Genomic DNA, 15,981 nt, shown 5'->3' on the forward strand with positions numbered 1-15,981 from the left:
GCCGCGATCTAGGCTGGTGCACATGACGGCATGGAGCGAGTTGGCGGGTCAGGATGCCGCGATCGCGACCATCCGCCAGGCCGCCGCTGCGGCGTCGGCCGGCGAGCACGGAATGACTCACGCTTGGCTGATCACCGGGCCGCCCGGCTCTGGCCGCTCCAACCTCGCGTACGCCTTCGCGACCGAACTCCTCTCGATCGACGCCGACGAGACGGGGCGCGACGCGGTGCGGCAACAGGTGGAGGCGGGCAGTCATCCCGATCTCACGGTGCTGAAGACCGAGAACGTCATCATCAAGATCGACGATGTGCGGCGCATCCTCACCTCGAGCCAGTTCTCGCCCAGCGTCGCGCGCTATCGCGTGATGATCGTCGAGGATGCCGATCGCATGACTGAGCGCACGTCGAACGTGCTGCTGAAAGCGCTCGAAGAACCGCCGCCCCGTACCGTGTGGATCCTCTGCGCGCCCAGCGAGGCAGATCTGCTGCCGACCATCCGCTCGCGGGTGCGCGTGGTGCGCCTCACGACTCCGAGCGTGGAGGAGGTCGCGCGGCTGCTCGAGCACCGCGACGGCGTCGACGCCGAGCGGGCGTTGCGCTCCGCTCGCGAAGCCCAGAGCCACATCGGAATGGCGCGCCGTCTCGCCACCAGCGATGACGCCCGGCAACGACGCTCCGAGACGATCGAGTTGGCGCTCGGCATCCGCTCCGTGTCAGACGCGGTGCTCGCTGCGGCGCGACTGCTCGAGCTCGCCAAGGAAGACGGCACTGCAATCACCGAGGAGCGCGACGCCGAAGAACGCGACCAGCTCCTCCGATCACTGGGCATTGAGCCCGGTGGGGCGGTGCCGACCGCCCTGCGCAGCCAGCTCCGAGCGCTCGAAGAAGACCAGAAGCGCCGGGCGACTCGAAGCCTCCGTGACGGCATCGATCGCATCCTTGTCGATCTGCAGTCGCTGTTCCGCGATGTGCTGCTGCTGCAATTGGGCGTCGACACTCGTCTCGTGAACGAGGCGATCCGAGACCGGCTCGTCGGCGCTGCCGAGCAGACCGACGCGGCGCACAGCCTCGGCGTGCTCGATGCGATCGCGTTGGCTCGGCGCCGGATCGAGGGGAACGTCGCGGCGCTGCTCGCGCTCGAAGCAATGTTGACCGCGGTGCTGCCATCACAGGCGCACCCAGCATCCGGGAGAGGAATCGCCGCACCGTGAGACGGGTCGTCAGCAGTGGAGCCATGGCGGCGGTGGGAGCCGCCGCGCTGATGCTATCGGGGTGCAGCCTGTTCGCACCGCCGATGGTCTCGACGCCGACCCTCGAGCCCGTCGACAAGGCGCTCGAACGCTTCTACCACCAGGAACTGGATTGGAAGAAGTGCGCAGATGGCATCTTCTGCGCTACCGCGATCGCACCCATGGACTGGTCCGATCCTGACGGCGAGACGATCGAGTTGGCGTTGGCGAGCCAGCCGGCGACCGGCAGCAGCAGTCTCGGCTCAGTGCTCGTCAATCCCGGCGGGCCCGGGGCGTCGGGCCGTGACTTCGTGCTCGATAGCGTCGATTTCGCCACCACCGACCGACTGCAGGGCAGCTACGACATCGTCGGCTTCGACCCGAGGGGTGTGGGCCGCTCGTCGGCGGTGTCGTGCCACGATGACCCGCGCCAGCTCGACGCGTACCTGTACGACATCGCGCCCGGAGCACCGGGAAGCGATGCCTGGATCGACGAGCTCCGGGCCTCGGCCGCCGACTTCGGTGAAGCCTGTCTCGAGCACACGGGCCCGCTGCTCGAGTTCGTCGACACAGAGAGCGCTGCACGCGATCTCGACATGCTGCGAGCGGTGCTCGGCGACGAGAAGTTGAACTATCTCGGCTACTCGTACGGCACCTTCCTTGGCGCGACCTACGCCGACCTCTTCCCCGAGAACACGGGGCGACTCGTCTTCGACGGCGCGCTCGACCCGGCGACCAGTTCCCTCGACGTCACGGTCACGCAAGCGAAGGGCTTCGAGAACGCCATGCGCGCGTATCTCGCCAGCTGCCTCGGCGACCGCGAATGCCCGTTCGGTGGCTCGGTCGATAGTTCGATGCAGCAGATCCGACAGCTTCTCGACCAGCTCGACGCGAGCCCGCTACGTCACAGCGATGGTCGCATGCTGGGCAGCAGCACGATGTTCACGGCGATCATCCTGCCCCTGTACAACGAGGGCAACTGGCCTCTGCTCAACCAGCTGTTCACCGAGGTGTTCAGCGGGAATGCCGATACGGCGTTCTTCCTCGCCGACTACTACAACGACCGCACGGAAGACGGCGAATACAGCACGAACCAGACCGAGGCGTTCCTCGCGATCAACTGCCTCGACTACGACGACGGCGATCCCGACAACGACGAGCTGCGTGCCGAAGCAGCCTTCCTCAAGCAGGAGGCACCGATCTTCGGCCCGCAGATGTCGTACGGCGTGACGTGCGCCAGCTGGCCGTTCGGCTCGGTACGCGAGCGCGTGGCGATCGCTGCAGAAGGCTCGAGCGACATCCTCGTGGTGGGCACGACGAACGACCCTGCCACACCGTATGTGTGGGCGCAGAACATGGCACGGCAACTGCAGAACGGTCACCTCGTGACGCATAACGGCGAGGGGCACACTGCATACGGATCCAACGACTGCGTCAACAAAGTGGTCGATGACTACTTCATCGACGGAACGGTGCCGGCAAGCGACCCCCAGTGCTGAGCGTGCCGCGGTCCGCCTGGCTCACGCGGCTGCCGACTGCAAGTTTGCGGCGTCTGCAATAATTAGGTGATGACAGTCCCTGTTCAGCCCGGTCTCCGCGAGCGCAAGCGCGCTGCGACCCGTCGTGCGATCCAGCACGCAGCGCTGTCGCTTGCTGCCGAGCGCGGCCTCGGCGCAGTGACAGTGGATGACATCAGTCGAGCGGCGGATGTCTCGCCGCGCACGTTCTTCAACTACTTCGCCACCAAAGACGACGCGCTCACCTCCGAACTCCCGAGCTTGCGCCAGCGTGAGGCCACCGATGCCTTCATCTCGGCGAAGCAGTCTGACCTGTTCGAGGCGATCGGCGAACTCCTTGCCGCAGCCGCCGAGCAGGTGGCGGCCGACCGCGAACTCCTCGAGCTTCGCCGAGAGGTGAGTCGTCGGCATCCCGAGATCGTGGCCATGAACATGGCCAATATGCGCCGCTTTGAGGCAGCGTTCGCCGAGCTCGTGGCGGAGCGGCTCGAGGCGACGGATTCGGCGGAGGCCGAGGACGAGCGCGAGGAGCGCGCGGCGCTGATCGCGTTCGTCGCCGTCGGCGCGATGCGGCACTCGTGGCTGAGGTGGGCGGACCACATGTCGAGCCGAACACTTGCAGACGAGCTCCGCCGTGCGTTCGCGCTGCTGGGCACGCTCGCGCACTGAGGCCATCGCCCGGCGACTGCGGCGGACGAACAGAGGATGCCGTGACGTCCGCTAGACTTGTGTGCTGTGCCACCGCTCACGCGGTGCCACGCCGCCTTAGCTCAGTCGGCAGAGCGTCTCACTCGTAATGAGAAGGTCGTGGGTTCGATTCCCACAGGCGGCTCACCTCACCTCCCCCGTCTTCGAGAGCTGACCCGCCGTCTCGAGCGAGGGCTCGTCGACGCCGGTAGCTCCCAGTCCACCGCCGAGGCAGAACTGGCGTGGCGAGCGGTGACCGTGTTGGTACGCGGCCGTCACGCTTCCAAGCGCTCATGGACTCCATGGGCAATCCTCGTAGCCGACGCCTTCGCGGGGGGCGTCTCAGGAAGACGCGAGAGCCCCGGCGCTCACCGGGCCCGGCGGGCGCGCACCGTCGTGACGATCGACATGGTGACTGCGAGCGACATGACCACGAGGAAGATCAACGTCGCCACGACGTTGACCTGCGGCGGCACACCGCGCTTGGCAGCGCCCCAGACGTACATCGGGAACGTCATCGCGCTGCCCGAGTTGAAGTTCGTGATGATGAAGTCGTCGAACGACAGCGCGAAGGCCAGCACCGCACCGGCGAGGATGCCGGGAGCCGCCAGCGGCAGCGTCACACGGCGGAACGCCCGCCAGGGGTTCGCGTAGAGATCGGTCGCCGCTTCGAGCAGGCGGGAGTCGAGCATCGCGAGCCGCGCCTTCACGACGATGATCACGAAACTGATGCAGAACATGATGTGGGCGAGCAGGATGGCGACTGGACCGAGCGGGATGCCCGCATTCACGTACAGCGTCAGCAGTGATGCGCCCAGCACCACTTCCGGCATGGTCATCGGCAGCAGCACGAGCACGTTGGCGGTCGCACGGCCCGCGAAATCGAAGCGGGTGAGCGCGTAGGCGGCCAGCACGCCGATGACGGTGGCGGCCGCGGCGGCCGCGAGCGCGATCTGGAGGCTCAGGAGCACGGATTCGCAGAGGCCGTATGGTCCGCACATGTTCGCCCAGTTGTCGAGCGTGAACGCGTTGAACGTGAAGTTGTACCGCCCCGCCGGGTCGTTGAGCGACATGAGCACCACCACCGCGATCGGCAGCAGCAGGTAGACGACCGCGAGTGCGCCGATCACTCGGATCGCGTGACGACCGAAGAAAGCGGCTGCGCGTTCGCGGGCGGCCGAGTAGTGCAGCGGCCGAGCGGTGCGGGCGTTCGAAGCATCCACGTTGACTCTGCTTCCTAGAACAGCTCGTCGGTGCGCGCGCGGCGCAGCGACAGGGCGACCAGTCCGATGATGAGCACGATGAGCGTGACCGAGATGGCGGATGCGGTCGGGTAGTCGAGCGCCCGCAGGTACTGACTATCGATGACGTTGCCGATCATCTGCGTATCGACGCTGCCGAGCAACTGGGCGTTCACGAAGTCGCCCGCAGCGGGAATGAACACGAGCAGCGTTCCCGCGGCGATCCCCGGCAGTGAAAGCGGCAGCGTGACCCGGCGGAAAGCGCGGAACCCACTCGCGTACAGGTCGCCCGCCGCCTCGATGAGTCGACGGTCGATGCGGTCGAGGCTCACGAAGATCGGCAGCGCCATGAACGGCAGGAAGTTATAGGTCAGCCCGGCGATGACCGACACCGGTGTGGCCAGGAGCCACTGATCGGGCCCGAGCAGACCGACCGTCCGCAACGCACCGACGACGACGCCCTGGTCGGCGAGGATGGTGGTCCACGCAAGCGTGCGCACCAGGAAGCTCGCGAACAGCGGAGCAACCACGAGCACGAGCAGCAGGTACTTCCATCGTCCGCTCTTGAACACGATCATGTAGGCGAGCGGGTAGGCGATCAGCAGCGCGCACACCGTCGCAATCGCGGCGAACGCGACGGAGCGCAGGAACCACGGCCAGTACGTGGTCACGACGTGAACGTAGTTGGCCACCTCGAAGGTGAAGACGAATCCCTCTTGGAACGAGCCCGACTGCAGCGAGCCCATCACGAGCGTCACGAGCGGTGACAAGAAGAAGGCGAGCAGCCACACCACCATGGGGGCGAGCAGCAGGTATGGCGCCCACCTGCGGCGACCTGCAGTCGTGGCGCTCGTCATGGCGTCACCTCCGCTTGCGGCGTGCAGCGCGTCCCCGCGCGCCGACCGCTGCGACGTGCTGGGTATCGGCCCCGACGGCGGTGCCCTCACCCGCGTGAGGGTCTTGGCTGCCATCGAGCGCGAAGGTGAACCCGAGTTGCCAGATCAGGCGTACTGATGTTCCCGGAGCCAAGCGCTCACGCACGGAGTCGTTCTGAACGAAGGCCTTCACGGTCTCGTTGCTGCCGGCGACCTCGACCACGTACTCGGTGCCGATGCCCGTGTACGACGAATCGAGCACGATGCCCGCAAGCTCGTTCTCGCCTGCTGCGGCGACGTCGTGATCGCGGGCGATCCTGATCTTCTCGGGACGCACACCCACGAATACGCTCTGGTCGGTGGCGTGCACTCGTGCCGATGGGACGCGCACCTGCTGGCCCGCGACATCGATCATCGCGAGCTCGCTCTCATGGCCGAGCACGATTCCGGGCAGCAGGTTGGAATTGCCGAGGAAGTTGGCGACGAAGGCCGTGCGGGGTGATTCGTAGAGCTCTTCCGGTGCGCCCATCTGCTCGATCCGGCCGCCATTCATCACCGCGATCTTGTCGGCCATCGTCATGGCCTCCTCCTGGTCATGCGTGACATGCAGGAACGTGAGGCCGAGGTCGCTCTGGATCTGCTTCACCTCGTACTGCATCTGGCGGCGCAGTTTCATGTCGAGGGCCCCGAGCGGTTCGTCGAGCAGCAGCACCTGCGGCTCATTGACGATGGCACGCGCCAGTGCGACGCGCTGCTGCTGCCCGCCCGAGAGTTGCGCGGGCTTGCGCTGCGCCAAGGCCGAGAGCTCGACGGTCTCGAGGATGCGCTCGACCTTGCGCTTGATGTCGCTCGCCCTGCGCTCGCGAAGGCCGAACGCCACGTTCTCGAAGATGGTCAGGTGCGGGAAGAGCGCGTACGACTGGAACACGGTATTGACCGGCCGCCGGAACCCGCGCAACTGGGTGATGTCGTTGCCGGAGAGCAGGATGCTGCCTTCGTCGGGCTGCTCGAGACCGGCAACCATCCGCAGCGTCGTGGTCTTGCCGCATCCGGACGGTCCCAACAGCGCGAAGAGCTGGCCGCTCGGGATGGTGAGATCGAGGCTGTCGACCACTGTGGTGCCGGAGTACCGCTTGACGAGTCCGCGAAGCTCGAGATCGCCTTCGATCGCTCCCACCTCAGAACTGACGACCCCCACTTGTTCCGTGGCGGTCAAAGTCCGAGCGCCTTGTCGAAGGCTGACTGGCGGGCCTGGTTCTCGTCGAGGTCCATCGGCTTGTAGGTGAACATCTTCTTCATCTCCTCGGCATCGGGGAAGATGAGCGGGTTGTCGGCCAATTCCGGGTCGATGGAGGCCATCGCATCCTGAGCGCCCGCGACCGGGCACACTGCGTTCACATATGCGGCCACCTGCGCGGCGACCTCGGGCTCGTAGTAGAAGTCGATGAGCTTGTGGGCGGCCTCGGTGTCGGGCGCGCCCGTGGGAACCATCAGGACGTCCTCCATCAGCACCCCACCCGAGTCGGGGATGAAGAACTTGATCGCCGGGTTGTCCTTCGCAAGCTGAACGACGTCACCCGCCCAGGCGAGGCATGCGCCGATGTTGCCCTGCGAGAGGTCGGCCGCGTAGTCATTGCCGGTGAAGCGGCGCAGTTGGCCGCTCTGGCGCGCCGACTCGATGTCTTCGATCGCCTGCTGGAAGTCGTCGTCGTTGAAGGCGCCCGGGTCGGCGCCGTTCGCGAGCATCAAGGTGCCGGTCGTCTCGCGAAGCTCGGTGAGCAGCGACACCTTGCCCTTGAGGGCAGGGTCGGTGAGCAGTTCCTGTACCGTTCGCACGTCCTTGCCGGTGACATCGGTGTTCACCGCGATGCCCACGAGCCACCCCTGCCACGCGAGTGAGTAATCGCGCGTGGGATCGAACGCGGGGCTCTGGAACGCCGGCAACAGATTCTTCGCATTCGCGAGCTTCGACTTGTCGAGCTTCTGCGCCCAATCGAGCGAGATGAAGCGGCCGCCCATCCAGTCAGTGGGGCTGATGACACTGGCCGGGATGCCTTGGCCGCCCTGCATGAGCGGTTGCACCTTCGCGAACCACTCGTCGTTGCTGTTGATCTCCGCCAGGTACTCGACCCGGATGCCGGTGCGCTCCTCGAACTCGACCAGGCTCGGGATCGTGCCGTCATCCTCGGTGTCGACCGAGAGCGGCCAGTTCGACCAGATGATCTGGTCGCTCGAGGAGCTTCCATTGCTCGGCGCGACGCCTGTCGGCTTCGTCGTGCATCCCGCGAGTAGCAGGCTGCCGCCGGCGACCGCCGCCAGCTGCATGACCTGCCGTCTCGTCATCCCCCCGAGCCCGCTGAGATCGAGTTGGCGCCGAGCACCGAATGAAGACATCTCATCTCCCCACTGCCATAGTGTTGCCGCTCACCATAGGGGGGCGATGCCGCCGGGGTCAAAGACCCCCACACGGGGGAGTGCGTGTCGCGGCAAGGCCCCAGGGGTGGCGCCCGACCCGAATCGGGCGAGTCAGTATGTCAAGTTTCCTTGACACGAAGTCGCAATGCCTTTACATTCTCAATGTCTGGTTTCTTTGACATGGGGAGTTGGCGATGACCTTCAATTCGGCACCGGAAGAGCGCAGCGCGTGGATCATGCTCGTGCTGGCAGCGGTCGGGTATCCGGTCTATCTCGCCTTGTTGCTCGGCGGGTTGGAGGGGCGCCCGCTCACCGAGGCCGAGTTCGCTTGGCCCATGCTCTGGACCATCGGCGGATCGATCCTCGCCTCGTTCGTGCTGCATGCGCTGTTCCGCGTGTTCACCGATCTCGACAACAACACCAGAGACGAGCGCGACCGTCAGATCAGCCGGTGGGCCGACCATACCGGCCAGGCGTTCGTGGTGGCGGGCGCGCTCGCCGGCCTCGTTCTCGCCATGCTCCGGCTCGATGTGTTCTGGATCGCGAACGCCATCTACCTCGGGTTCTTCCTGTCGGCAGTGCTCGGATCGATCGCGAAGATCATCGCGTATCGGCGCGGTTTCTCGGCGACGTGGTGAAGGGCGGGCTGAACGCATGGTGAAACGCGCCCCAAGGGACGGATCGGAGGCGGCATCCGCGAGTGCTGCCAAGTCGCCGGCCAAGGCCACCCGAGTGACGAACCAGATCCGCCGACTCCGGTTCGAAGCCGGCGAGATGACCCAGGCCGAGCTCGCCGAGCGCATCGGCGTGACGCGGCAGACACTCATCGCGATCGAGCAGGGGCGCTACTCGCCGTCGCTCGAGACAGCGTTCCGAATCGCTCGCGCGTTCAATGCCGGGCTCGACGACGTATTCCAATACCCCGCAGAGTCACCGCTCGAAGAGGAGAGCAATCAATGAGAGCCATCGTGCAAGACCGGTATGGCGAGGCCGATGTGCTGCGCCTGGCCGATATCGACCGCCCCCGACTCTCGGCCGGCCAGGTGCTCGTGGAGGTGAGAGCGGCCGGCGTCGACCCCGGGGTGTGGCACCTGATGGCCGGCAAGCCAGGCCTCGTGCGGCTCGCCGCCGGGCTTCGCCGACCCCGCTGGCCCGTGCGGGGCATGGCCTTCGCAGGAGTCGTCACCGCAGTAGGCGAGGGCGTCGATGCGTTCGGCGCGGGCGACGAGGTGTTCGGCACCGCAAACGGGTCGTTCGCAGAGTTCGTATTGGCCAAACCGGAGAAAATCGCGCCGAAACCGGCCTCGCTCAGCTTCGAGGAGGCCGCGGCCGTGCCGATCTCCGGGCCCACAGCGCTGCAGTCACTGCGCGATGCTGTGCGACTGCAGGCCGGTCAGCATGTGCTGGTGCTCGGTGCAGCGGGAGGGGTCGGCACCTTCGCCGTTCAGCTCGCAAAGGCGATGGGCGCGAGGGTGACAGGAGCTGCGAGCGGCCCGAAACTCGAGCTGGTGCGCTCCATTGGGGCGGATGCCGTCATCGACTACACCGTCGAAGACCCCCTCGCCGCTGGGCCCTACGATGCGATTCTCGACATGGGGGGCGCAAGGCAGCTCGCCGCGCTGCGCGCTGCACTCGTGCCGGGCGGGGCGATCGCGATCGTGGGCGCCGAAGTCGGCCCGCTCGGCGGTCTCAGCCGCATGCTCGTCGCCCCGCTGGTGACGGCGTTCAGCCGCCACCGCATCGTCGGCGTCATCTCGATCGAGAACACGGCCGATCTGCTCGAGCTCACCGACTACATCGAGAAGGATGCGGTGCGGCCCGCACTCGACCAGGTGTTCCCGCTCGAGCACGCTGCGGACGCGATCCGGCACATCGGTCGCGGCCACGGCACCGGCAAGACCGTGCTCAGCATCGGCTGAGAGCCCTCACCTGCTGTCGCCATGGTCGATCAATCGCCCGGTCCGAGTTCCTGAAAGATCGTGAGCTGGACCCCGGCGGGTGCGTCGAGACGTGAGTTGAGTGAACGCCACGGCGTCTCACGGGGCGCAGCGACCAAGTCGGCGCCGGCCTCCACGAGCTGCGCTGTGACGGTCGCCGAGTCGTCGACCTCAAGGGCGACACGGAGATGAGCGCTCGGGCGACCTTCGGCTTCCACCTCGTCGATCATGCGCACCTGCGCCGAGTTCGAAAGCTCGAGGGTCGCGCGCCCGGCGTCGAGGATGACCACTCTCGCGCCGCCGGCGCCCTCGTACGCTTCCTGCTCCGGCATCCCGAGAGCGTCGCGGTAGAACGCCAGCGCCTGCTCGAAGTCCTCCGCGTGCACGACAAGTCGAAGTTGGCGCACGCGCCCTTGCGGTGAATCCCTGTTCACGTCGTCGTTCATACCGTCACGCTAGCGACGGTGATGTCGCGGCCGCCACCGCTCGTCAACACCGTTCGACTGACTTCCGGGCCGCACTCCGCGAGTTGGCTGGGAAAGCCCCCGCACCCCTGTGCAGCCGAGTCGCCGAGAGCATGCTCGTGAGCAGCCGCATCGGCATTGAAGGCGGGAAGTGCCCGCCCCCAAGACGGCTCCACCCGAAAAGCCGCACTGGGAGAATCCGAGAGGAACCAGAAATGATCAACAGAGAGAACCTCGGAAGCTTGATCGGCGCCGACGTCGTCGACCCCACCGGGTCGAAGGTCGGCTCGGTCGGGCAGGTCTACGTCGACGATCATGACGGCCGCCCCAGTTGGGTGAGCGTGCGAACCGGGCTCTTCGGGATGAAGGAGTCGCTCGTGCCGCTCGACCGCGCCGACTGGGACGGTGACGACCTTCGAGTCGCCTACGAGAAAGACCGCGTCAAGGACGCGCCCCGCGTCGACGCGGATGCCCATCTCGAACCGTCCGACGAGGACGAGCTGTACCGCTACTACGGGATGGAGGGCACTGGAGAGGTCGGCGCGGTGCATGATCGCAACACATCTTCCTCTGACGCGGCCATGGCCAGAGACGACTCGATGTCTCGAACTGCCGAGCAGCCGGATGCCGGCAGTGGGTCGATGCGCTCTGGCCGCGTCCGGCTGCGCCGATACGTCGTGACTGAGGAGCAGTCGGTGAGCGTTCCGGTGCAACGGGAGGAAGTGCGAGTCGAGCGCGACCCGGTGGTCGACGACAACGTCGATGCAGACCCTGACATCGCCGGCGGGAACGACCGCTCCATGTAGAGCCGCACTCACGAGCGGCGCAGACGGCGCGTCGCGCGCCATGTGCGCCAGCGCGCGCTCTGCGCTGCGTCACGCCGGCGCGGCGTCGTCGACCTTCGCCGGACCGCTTCCGGCGCCCATCACGAGAAGCGCCCCGACGGCGGAGAGCACTGCGAATGGCGCATCCGGCAGCCAAGTGCCGAGCGTCGCCACGTGGGAGACGAAGAACAGTGGCATCGCCCACATCGAGAGCTGCACCAGGCGCGAGGTGACCGCTCCCCATACCGCCGCGATGCCCAGTATCGCGGCGAGCAACCCGAACGAGGCGATCAGAACCAGCGCGGGCGCTTCGAACGGGTCGTCAGCGAAGACCGTGCTCACCGCGATGAGTGCCGACATTGTGAAGAACAGCGTGAGCAGCACTTGGCCCGTGCGCACGCGTGCTCCCAGCGGCGAGCGCGTGAGCGGGGTCATCGACGGTGTCGAGGTCAATGCGGACATGGGATACCTCCTCTGTGAGCGGCTCGTTGTGCCGCCCGGGTTGCGACTCAAGCTAGGAGCGGACCGCTGCCAGACGTGATGAGGCTGCCCGCAGCAGATGGTGGGGTTGACCGCAAATTCCTAGCCGATGCTTCTCGCTGCGAGTTCAGGGTCGTGATACTGAACGCATGACGTCTCACCTCGACCTGGTCAGCATCGTCATCGGCGTCGGCGGGCTCTCGATGATCCCGTGGGCGGCACCGGCGGCGCTCGGCGCCGAGACCGCGCTCGTGGTGCCCGCGCTCTTCGTCGTGGCGGGGATGCTGGGCCCCGTGTGGGGAGCCCTCCGCTTCACGTGCCGGTCTCTCGTCGCAGCCGGCGCTCTGCACTTGAGCGCCTTCGCCGCGTCCGCGCTCGCACAGCAAGCAGAGCACTCCGCCCCCGTCTGGCATGTGGCCTCGCAGGTGCTGTTCGTCGCAGGATTCGCGGTGTTCGTCGTGCTCGCCGCGGGATACCCGTCCGGCCCTTCGCCGAGGTGGGCGTTCGTCGTCATGGCGGTGGCGGCGGCAGTGCCGCTCATCACTGGGTTCGCAGGGGCGACGCCTCCGGTGCTCGCAGGCTCGGACGCGCCTGAGGCGATTGGACCGATCGCCGCGGCGTTGCCCGAAGGCCTGGTTCATCTGAGCGTGCTCGGCTTCGCGCTCCCACCCCTCGCGGTCTCCGTTGGCATCACGCGAGCCACGCGCGGGGGACGGGAACTGCGTGCCCGCCTCTCATTGCCGCTCGTGGCGTTGGTGCTCATGGCCGCGATCATGGTCGCAGGCGCGCTCGTTCCGCCGCAGTTCTCGGCGCTCTCGACCGCTCTGTTCCTCGTGGCCGCGCCGCTCGTGCCGGTCGGGCTGATTCTCGGCGGTCGTCGCACTCCCGGCGAGCCACGCGGGCTCGCTGCCGAGGCATCCCCCACGCTGATCGCCGAGCTGACCCCTCGTGAGCGCGACGTGCTCGCGCTCATGGCCGACGGGCAGAGCAACCGGGCGATCGCGAAGTCGCTGCACATCTCCGTCTCGGCCGTCGAGAAGCACAGCACGGCGATCTTCAGCAAGCTGGGACTCGACCCGGAGCCCGCCACGCACCGCCGGGTAGCCGCGGTCGTGGCCTATCTGCGCGCTGCTGAGCGCTGAGCGCCGAGCGTCAGAGCTTCGCCATGACCTCTTCGGCGATGAGGTCCAGTTGGTCGAGGTCGCGGATGTCGAGGCACTGCAGGTAGACGCGCGAGATCCCGAGCTCGGCCACCTGGGCGATGCCGTCGAGCATCTCCTGCGGCGAGCCCGCGAGCCCGTGACGCCGGAGCTCGGCAGGCTCACGCCCGATCGCGGCCGCCCTGCGCTCGAACTCGGCTTCGTCCGAGCCGACACAGGCGACGAGAGCGACTGAGTAGACGAGTTCCTCGGGGTCGCGGCCTGCTTCCTCGCACGCCGCCCGCACCCGGTCGAGCTGCGGTGCGATCGCCGGCTTCTCAGGGAACGATTGGTTGTACTCGGTCGCGAAGCGGGCCGCGAGGCGCGGCGTGCGCTCCTTGCCGCCGCCGCCGATGATGAGCGGCATCCGCGACTGCACGGGCTTGGGCAGCGCCGGCGAGTCGGTCAGCCGGTAGTGGTGCCCCTCGAAGTCGAAGCGCTCGCCCACCGGTGTCTGCCACAGGCCGGTGATCACCTCGAGCTGCTCCTCCAGCATCCCGAACCGCTTCTTGGGGAAGGGCACGCCGTAGGCCTCGTGCTCGGCCGCGAACCAGCCCGTGCCGAGGCCGAATTCCACCCGGCCATTCGACATCGCATCGACCTGCGCCACTTGGATGGCGAGGAGACCTGGATGCCGGAACGTCGCCGAGCTGACCAGGGTACCGAGGCGGATCTTCGACGTCTCGCGTGCGAGACCGGCGAGGGTCACCCACGAGTCGGTCGGACCGGGCATGGGATCGCCTTCACCCATGCGCAGGTAGTGATCTGAGCGGAAGAACGCATCGAAGCCGAGCTGTTCCGCGCGCCTCGCCATCGCCGCCTGCTCGTCGTATGAGGCGCCCTGCTGAGGTTCGGTGAAGATCCTGAGGTCCATGACCACCACTCTGACAGGCGCTCCGGAGCAGAGGGAGGAGCGAGACGCGACACGCCGCGACACGAGCACGCAGCGTGATGGACACGGGCGTCGCTGCTCAGTACAGTGATGCCACATCAGAGCTGCGACGCCGCGCTCTGGCCGTGCAAGGGAGCGCCGTTGTCTGGATAGGTCGAAGCCGCCATCGTGCGTCGCCGCCGTCGGCGAACCGATGCGAGGTGGCCGAGACCGAGCCCGACCCAGTTGGCCTTGTCGCCGCGAACCGCTACGGGGTCGCGCGACATGTCGAACAGACACGGAGACCCGGTGAACCACAAGCAGACCGTTCCACTGATCGCAGACGTCGATACCGGCATCGACGACTCGCTCGCGCTGTTGTACCTCATGGCCAGCCCCGAGGCCGAGTTGCTCGCCATCACCTGCACAGCGGGCAATGTGCCGGCGCGACAGGTCGCGATCAACAACCTCGCCTGGCTCGAGCTCTGCGGTCACGCCGATGTCGAGGTGGCTCTGGGCGCTGAGGTGCCCATCATCCAGCCGCTCATGACCACCGAGGAGACGCACGGACCGCAGGGCATCGGCCACGCGGTGCTGCCCGCGCCCTCCCGTTCCGTCTCACCGAGGCACGCGGCTGAGGTATGGATCGACCTCGTACGAGAGCGCCCAGGTGAGATCACCGGCCTCGTCACCGGGCCACTCACGAACCTGGCGCTCGCGGTCAAGCTCGAACCCGAGCTCCCGAAGCTCCTCAAGCGGCTCGTGATCATGGGCGGAGCGTTCAACTACGCCGGCAACACCACCCCGACCACCGAGTGGAACATCGCCGTCGACCCCGACTCGGCGAAGATCGTGTTCGACGCGTTCTCGGTGGTGCCCACCGACCGGCGCCCCATCGTATGCGCGCTCGATGTCACCGAGCGCATCGAGATGTTCCCCGCGCATCTCGCCGAGCTCGCGCGCGCCGCTGGCAGCGAACCAGTCGAGCAGCTCAGCGCAGACGACGTCCCCGGTACTCGCTCCACGGCCTCGAACCCCGTCATCCGTCACCTCTCGGATGCTGTGCGCTTCTACTTCGAGTTCCACAACACGCACGATCAGGGCTACCTCGCCCACATGCACGACCCCTTCGCTGCCGCGGTCGCTCTCGACCCGACGATCGCCACCACTCGCGCCGCGACCGTCGATGTCGAACTGGCGGGCACGCTCACTCGCGGGCAGACGGTCGCCGACTGGCGGGGCATGTGGGGTCGCGCGGCGAACGCCGACATCGTTGTCGACACCGACCCTGCCGAGTTCTTCCGCCGCACGATCGAGCGGGTCGGCTCGCTCGCGAGAGCTGCCGGGGGAGCCAGCGACGCCCAGATCGCCCAGACCGCAACACCCCGATAGCAGGCCGGATGCAAGGAGGCATCATGTCAACGTCCATCGCGCAATCCAGTTCACGCCGCGTGCGCAATACCGTCCTCGTGGCGGTCGGCGCGGTGATCATCGTCGCGACCTACCTGTACCTCGTGATCGGCCAGCCGGCTGAGGTGGCCGAGAGCAGCACCAGCCGGGCCTCGCTCATCGCGATGGGCGGCTACCTCATCGGCGCCCTGCTGCTCGCCATCGGGTCGATCCATCGGCTGCCGACGGCGACGATCGCCATGGTGCCGGTCGCGATCGCGCTCAACATCGTGGTCGGTCAGATCGTCGCCGTGATCGGGCTTCCCCTCTATCTCGACTCGATCGGCACGGTGCTCGTCTCGGCGCTCGCCGGGCCAGCCGCCGGAGTGGTCACCGGCATCCTGACGAACGTGATCTGGGGACTGACGCTCAGCCCGATCGCCCTTCCATTCGCGGTCGTTCAGGTGGTCATCGGTGTGCTCGCCGGCTACGCGGCGCGGTGGGGCATGTTCCGCCGCTTCTATCTCGCGCCTATCGCGGGAGCCGTCACCGGCATCGTCGCCGCGATCATCTCGGCGCCCATCTCGGCGTTCGTCTTCGGCGGCGCGACCGGCGGTGGCACCGGGGCGATCGTAGGGGCGTTCCAGGCGATGGGCCAGACCCTGCTTGGAGCCACGACATTGCAGGGGCTGCTCTCAGACCCGCTCGACAAGGCGATCACCTTCACCGTGGTGGTGCTGATCCTCGCCGCGATGCCCGGCCGCTTCCGCCAGCGATTCCCATTCGTCCGTGAATACCGCGTCTTCGGCAAGACATCGCCGAAGCCCACGGGCGAGGTCGCTGTCGAGCGCTGA

18 protein-coding genes and 1 tRNA gene are annotated in these 15,981 nt (G+C 67.1%); 11 read left to right on the forward strand and 8 right to left on the reverse strand.

The window, feature by feature from the left end:
* Positions 1–22: 22 nt before the first annotated feature.
* The 4 genes from QF206_RS09900 to QF206_RS09915 all read left to right on the forward strand — a co-directional run bounded on the left by QF206_RS09900 (position 23) and on the right by QF206_RS09915 (position 3,577).
* Positions 23–1,210 (forward strand): DNA polymerase III subunit delta', encoded by a 1,188-nt coding sequence (locus QF206_RS09900; protein ID WP_281489067.1) that lies wholly within the window; start codon positions 23–25, stop codon positions 1,208–1,210.
* Positions 1,207–2,727 (forward strand): alpha/beta hydrolase, encoded by a 1,521-nt coding sequence (locus tag QF206_RS09905; protein ID WP_281489068.1) that lies wholly within the window; start codon positions 1,207–1,209, stop codon positions 2,725–2,727. The genes QF206_RS09900 and QF206_RS09905 overlap by 4 nt, the downstream gene beginning before the upstream one ends.
* 69 nt (positions 2,728–2,796) lie before the next feature.
* Positions 2,797–3,414: a TetR/AcrR family transcriptional regulator gene (locus tag QF206_RS09910; protein WP_281489069.1), complete on the forward strand. Its 618-nt coding sequence runs from the start codon at positions 2,797–2,799 to the stop codon at positions 3,412–3,414.
* Between the two features lie 90 nt (positions 3,415–3,504).
* Positions 3,505–3,577: transfer RNA gene (locus QF206_RS09915), tRNA-Thr, on the forward strand.
* A 223-nt stretch (positions 3,578–3,800) separates the two neighbouring features.
* Here the strand turns inward: QF206_RS09915 and QF206_RS09920 are convergent.
* Genes QF206_RS09920 through QF206_RS09935 form a run of 4 tightly spaced genes read right to left on the reverse strand, consistent with a single transcriptional unit; the run spans position 3,801 to position 7,942 of the window.
* On the reverse strand, positions 3,801–4,655 hold the full coding sequence (locus QF206_RS09920) for an ABC transporter permease (RefSeq protein ID WP_281489070.1): 855 nt from the start codon (positions 4,653–4,655) through the stop codon (positions 3,801–3,803).
* Between the two features lie 14 nt (positions 4,656–4,669).
* Positions 4,670–5,530, reverse strand: a complete 861-nt coding sequence (locus tag QF206_RS09925; protein ID WP_281489071.1) for an ABC transporter permease — start codon at positions 5,528–5,530, stop codon at positions 4,670–4,672.
* Between the two features lie 4 nt (positions 5,531–5,534).
* Positions 5,535–6,764 carry an ABC transporter ATP-binding protein gene (locus QF206_RS09930; protein WP_281489072.1) on the reverse strand — a complete coding sequence of 410 codons (1,230 nt, stop codon included), beginning with the start codon at positions 6,762–6,764 and terminating at the stop codon, positions 5,535–5,537.
* Positions 6,761–7,942, reverse strand: a complete 1,182-nt coding sequence (locus QF206_RS09935; protein ID WP_281489073.1) for an ABC transporter substrate-binding protein — start codon at positions 7,940–7,942, stop codon at positions 6,761–6,763. Before QF206_RS09935 ends, QF206_RS09930 begins: the two co-directional genes overlap by 4 nt.
* 215 nt (positions 7,943–8,157) lie before the next feature.
* Between QF206_RS09935 and QF206_RS09940 the strand changes: the two genes are divergently transcribed.
* The 3 genes from QF206_RS09940 (at position 8,158) to QF206_RS09950 (ending at position 9,882) form a co-directional block, all read left to right on the forward strand.
* Complete coding sequence (locus tag QF206_RS09940) at positions 8,158–8,601, forward strand: hypothetical protein (RefSeq protein WP_281489074.1); 444 nt, start codon at positions 8,158–8,160, stop codon at positions 8,599–8,601.
* A gap of 94 nt (positions 8,602–8,695) precedes the next feature.
* Positions 8,696–8,923 (forward strand): helix-turn-helix transcriptional regulator, encoded by a 228-nt coding sequence (locus QF206_RS09945; RefSeq protein ID WP_281489266.1) that lies wholly within the window; start codon positions 8,696–8,698, stop codon positions 8,921–8,923.
* Entirely contained in the window at positions 8,920–9,882 is a 963-nt protein-coding gene (locus QF206_RS09950; protein WP_281489075.1) for an NAD(P)-dependent alcohol dehydrogenase, read from the forward strand. Before QF206_RS09945 ends, QF206_RS09950 begins: the two co-directional genes overlap by 4 nt.
* Positions 9,883–9,911: 29 nt before the next feature.
* On the opposite strand, the gene QF206_RS09955 is transcribed toward QF206_RS09950, so the two are convergent.
* The gene (locus QF206_RS09955; RefSeq protein ID WP_281489076.1) at positions 9,912–10,346 is read right to left on the reverse strand and encodes a VOC family protein; all 435 of its coding nucleotides are present in this window, start codon (positions 10,344–10,346) and stop codon (positions 9,912–9,914) included.
* A gap of 233 nt (positions 10,347–10,579) precedes the next feature.
* On the opposite strand from QF206_RS09955, the gene QF206_RS09960 reads away from it, so the two are divergent.
* Positions 10,580–11,170 carry a PRC and DUF2382 domain-containing protein gene (locus tag QF206_RS09960; RefSeq protein WP_281489077.1) on the forward strand — a complete coding sequence of 197 codons (591 nt, stop codon included), beginning with the start codon at positions 10,580–10,582 and terminating at the stop codon, positions 11,168–11,170.
* Between the two features lie 69 nt (positions 11,171–11,239).
* On the opposite strand, the gene QF206_RS09965 is transcribed toward QF206_RS09960, so the two are convergent.
* Positions 11,240–11,650, reverse strand: coding sequence for a hypothetical protein (locus QF206_RS09965; RefSeq protein WP_281489078.1), 411 nt, complete (start codon positions 11,648–11,650; stop codon positions 11,240–11,242).
* Positions 11,651–11,817: 167 nt separating this feature from the next.
* Between QF206_RS09965 and QF206_RS09970 the strand changes: the two genes are divergently transcribed.
* Entirely contained in the window at positions 11,818–12,810 is a 993-nt protein-coding gene (locus QF206_RS09970) for a helix-turn-helix transcriptional regulator (RefSeq protein ID WP_281489079.1), read from the forward strand.
* A 10-nt stretch (positions 12,811–12,820) separates the two neighbouring features.
* Here the strand turns inward: QF206_RS09970 and QF206_RS09975 are convergent, their stop codons facing one another.
* Together QF206_RS09975 and QF206_RS09980 are read right to left on the reverse strand one after the other, a co-directional pair.
* The gene (locus tag QF206_RS09975) at positions 12,821–13,741 is read right to left on the reverse strand and encodes an LLM class F420-dependent oxidoreductase (RefSeq protein WP_281489080.1); all 921 of its coding nucleotides are present in this window, start codon (positions 13,739–13,741) and stop codon (positions 12,821–12,823) included.
* A 116-nt stretch (positions 13,742–13,857) separates the two neighbouring features.
* Positions 13,858–14,025, reverse strand: coding sequence for a hypothetical protein (locus tag QF206_RS09980; RefSeq protein WP_281489081.1), 168 nt, complete (start codon positions 14,023–14,025; stop codon positions 13,858–13,860).
* Positions 14,026–14,047: 22 nt separating this feature from the next.
* Between QF206_RS09980 and QF206_RS09985 the strand changes: the two genes are divergently transcribed.
* Both QF206_RS09985 and QF206_RS09990 read left to right on the forward strand, forming a co-directional pair.
* On the forward strand, positions 14,048–15,130 hold the full coding sequence (locus QF206_RS09985; RefSeq protein ID WP_281489082.1) for a nucleoside hydrolase: 1,083 nt from the start codon (positions 14,048–14,050) through the stop codon (positions 15,128–15,130).
* A 23-nt stretch (positions 15,131–15,153) separates the two neighbouring features.
* Positions 15,154–15,981: an ECF transporter S component gene (locus QF206_RS09990; protein WP_281489083.1), complete on the forward strand. Its 828-nt coding sequence runs from the start codon at positions 15,154–15,156 to the stop codon at positions 15,979–15,981.

The organism is Ruicaihuangia caeni (assembly GCF_029952955.1).
In the GTDB taxonomy this organism is placed as follows: domain Bacteria; phylum Actinomycetota; class Actinomycetes; order Actinomycetales; family Microbacteriaceae; genus Ruicaihuangia; species Ruicaihuangia caeni.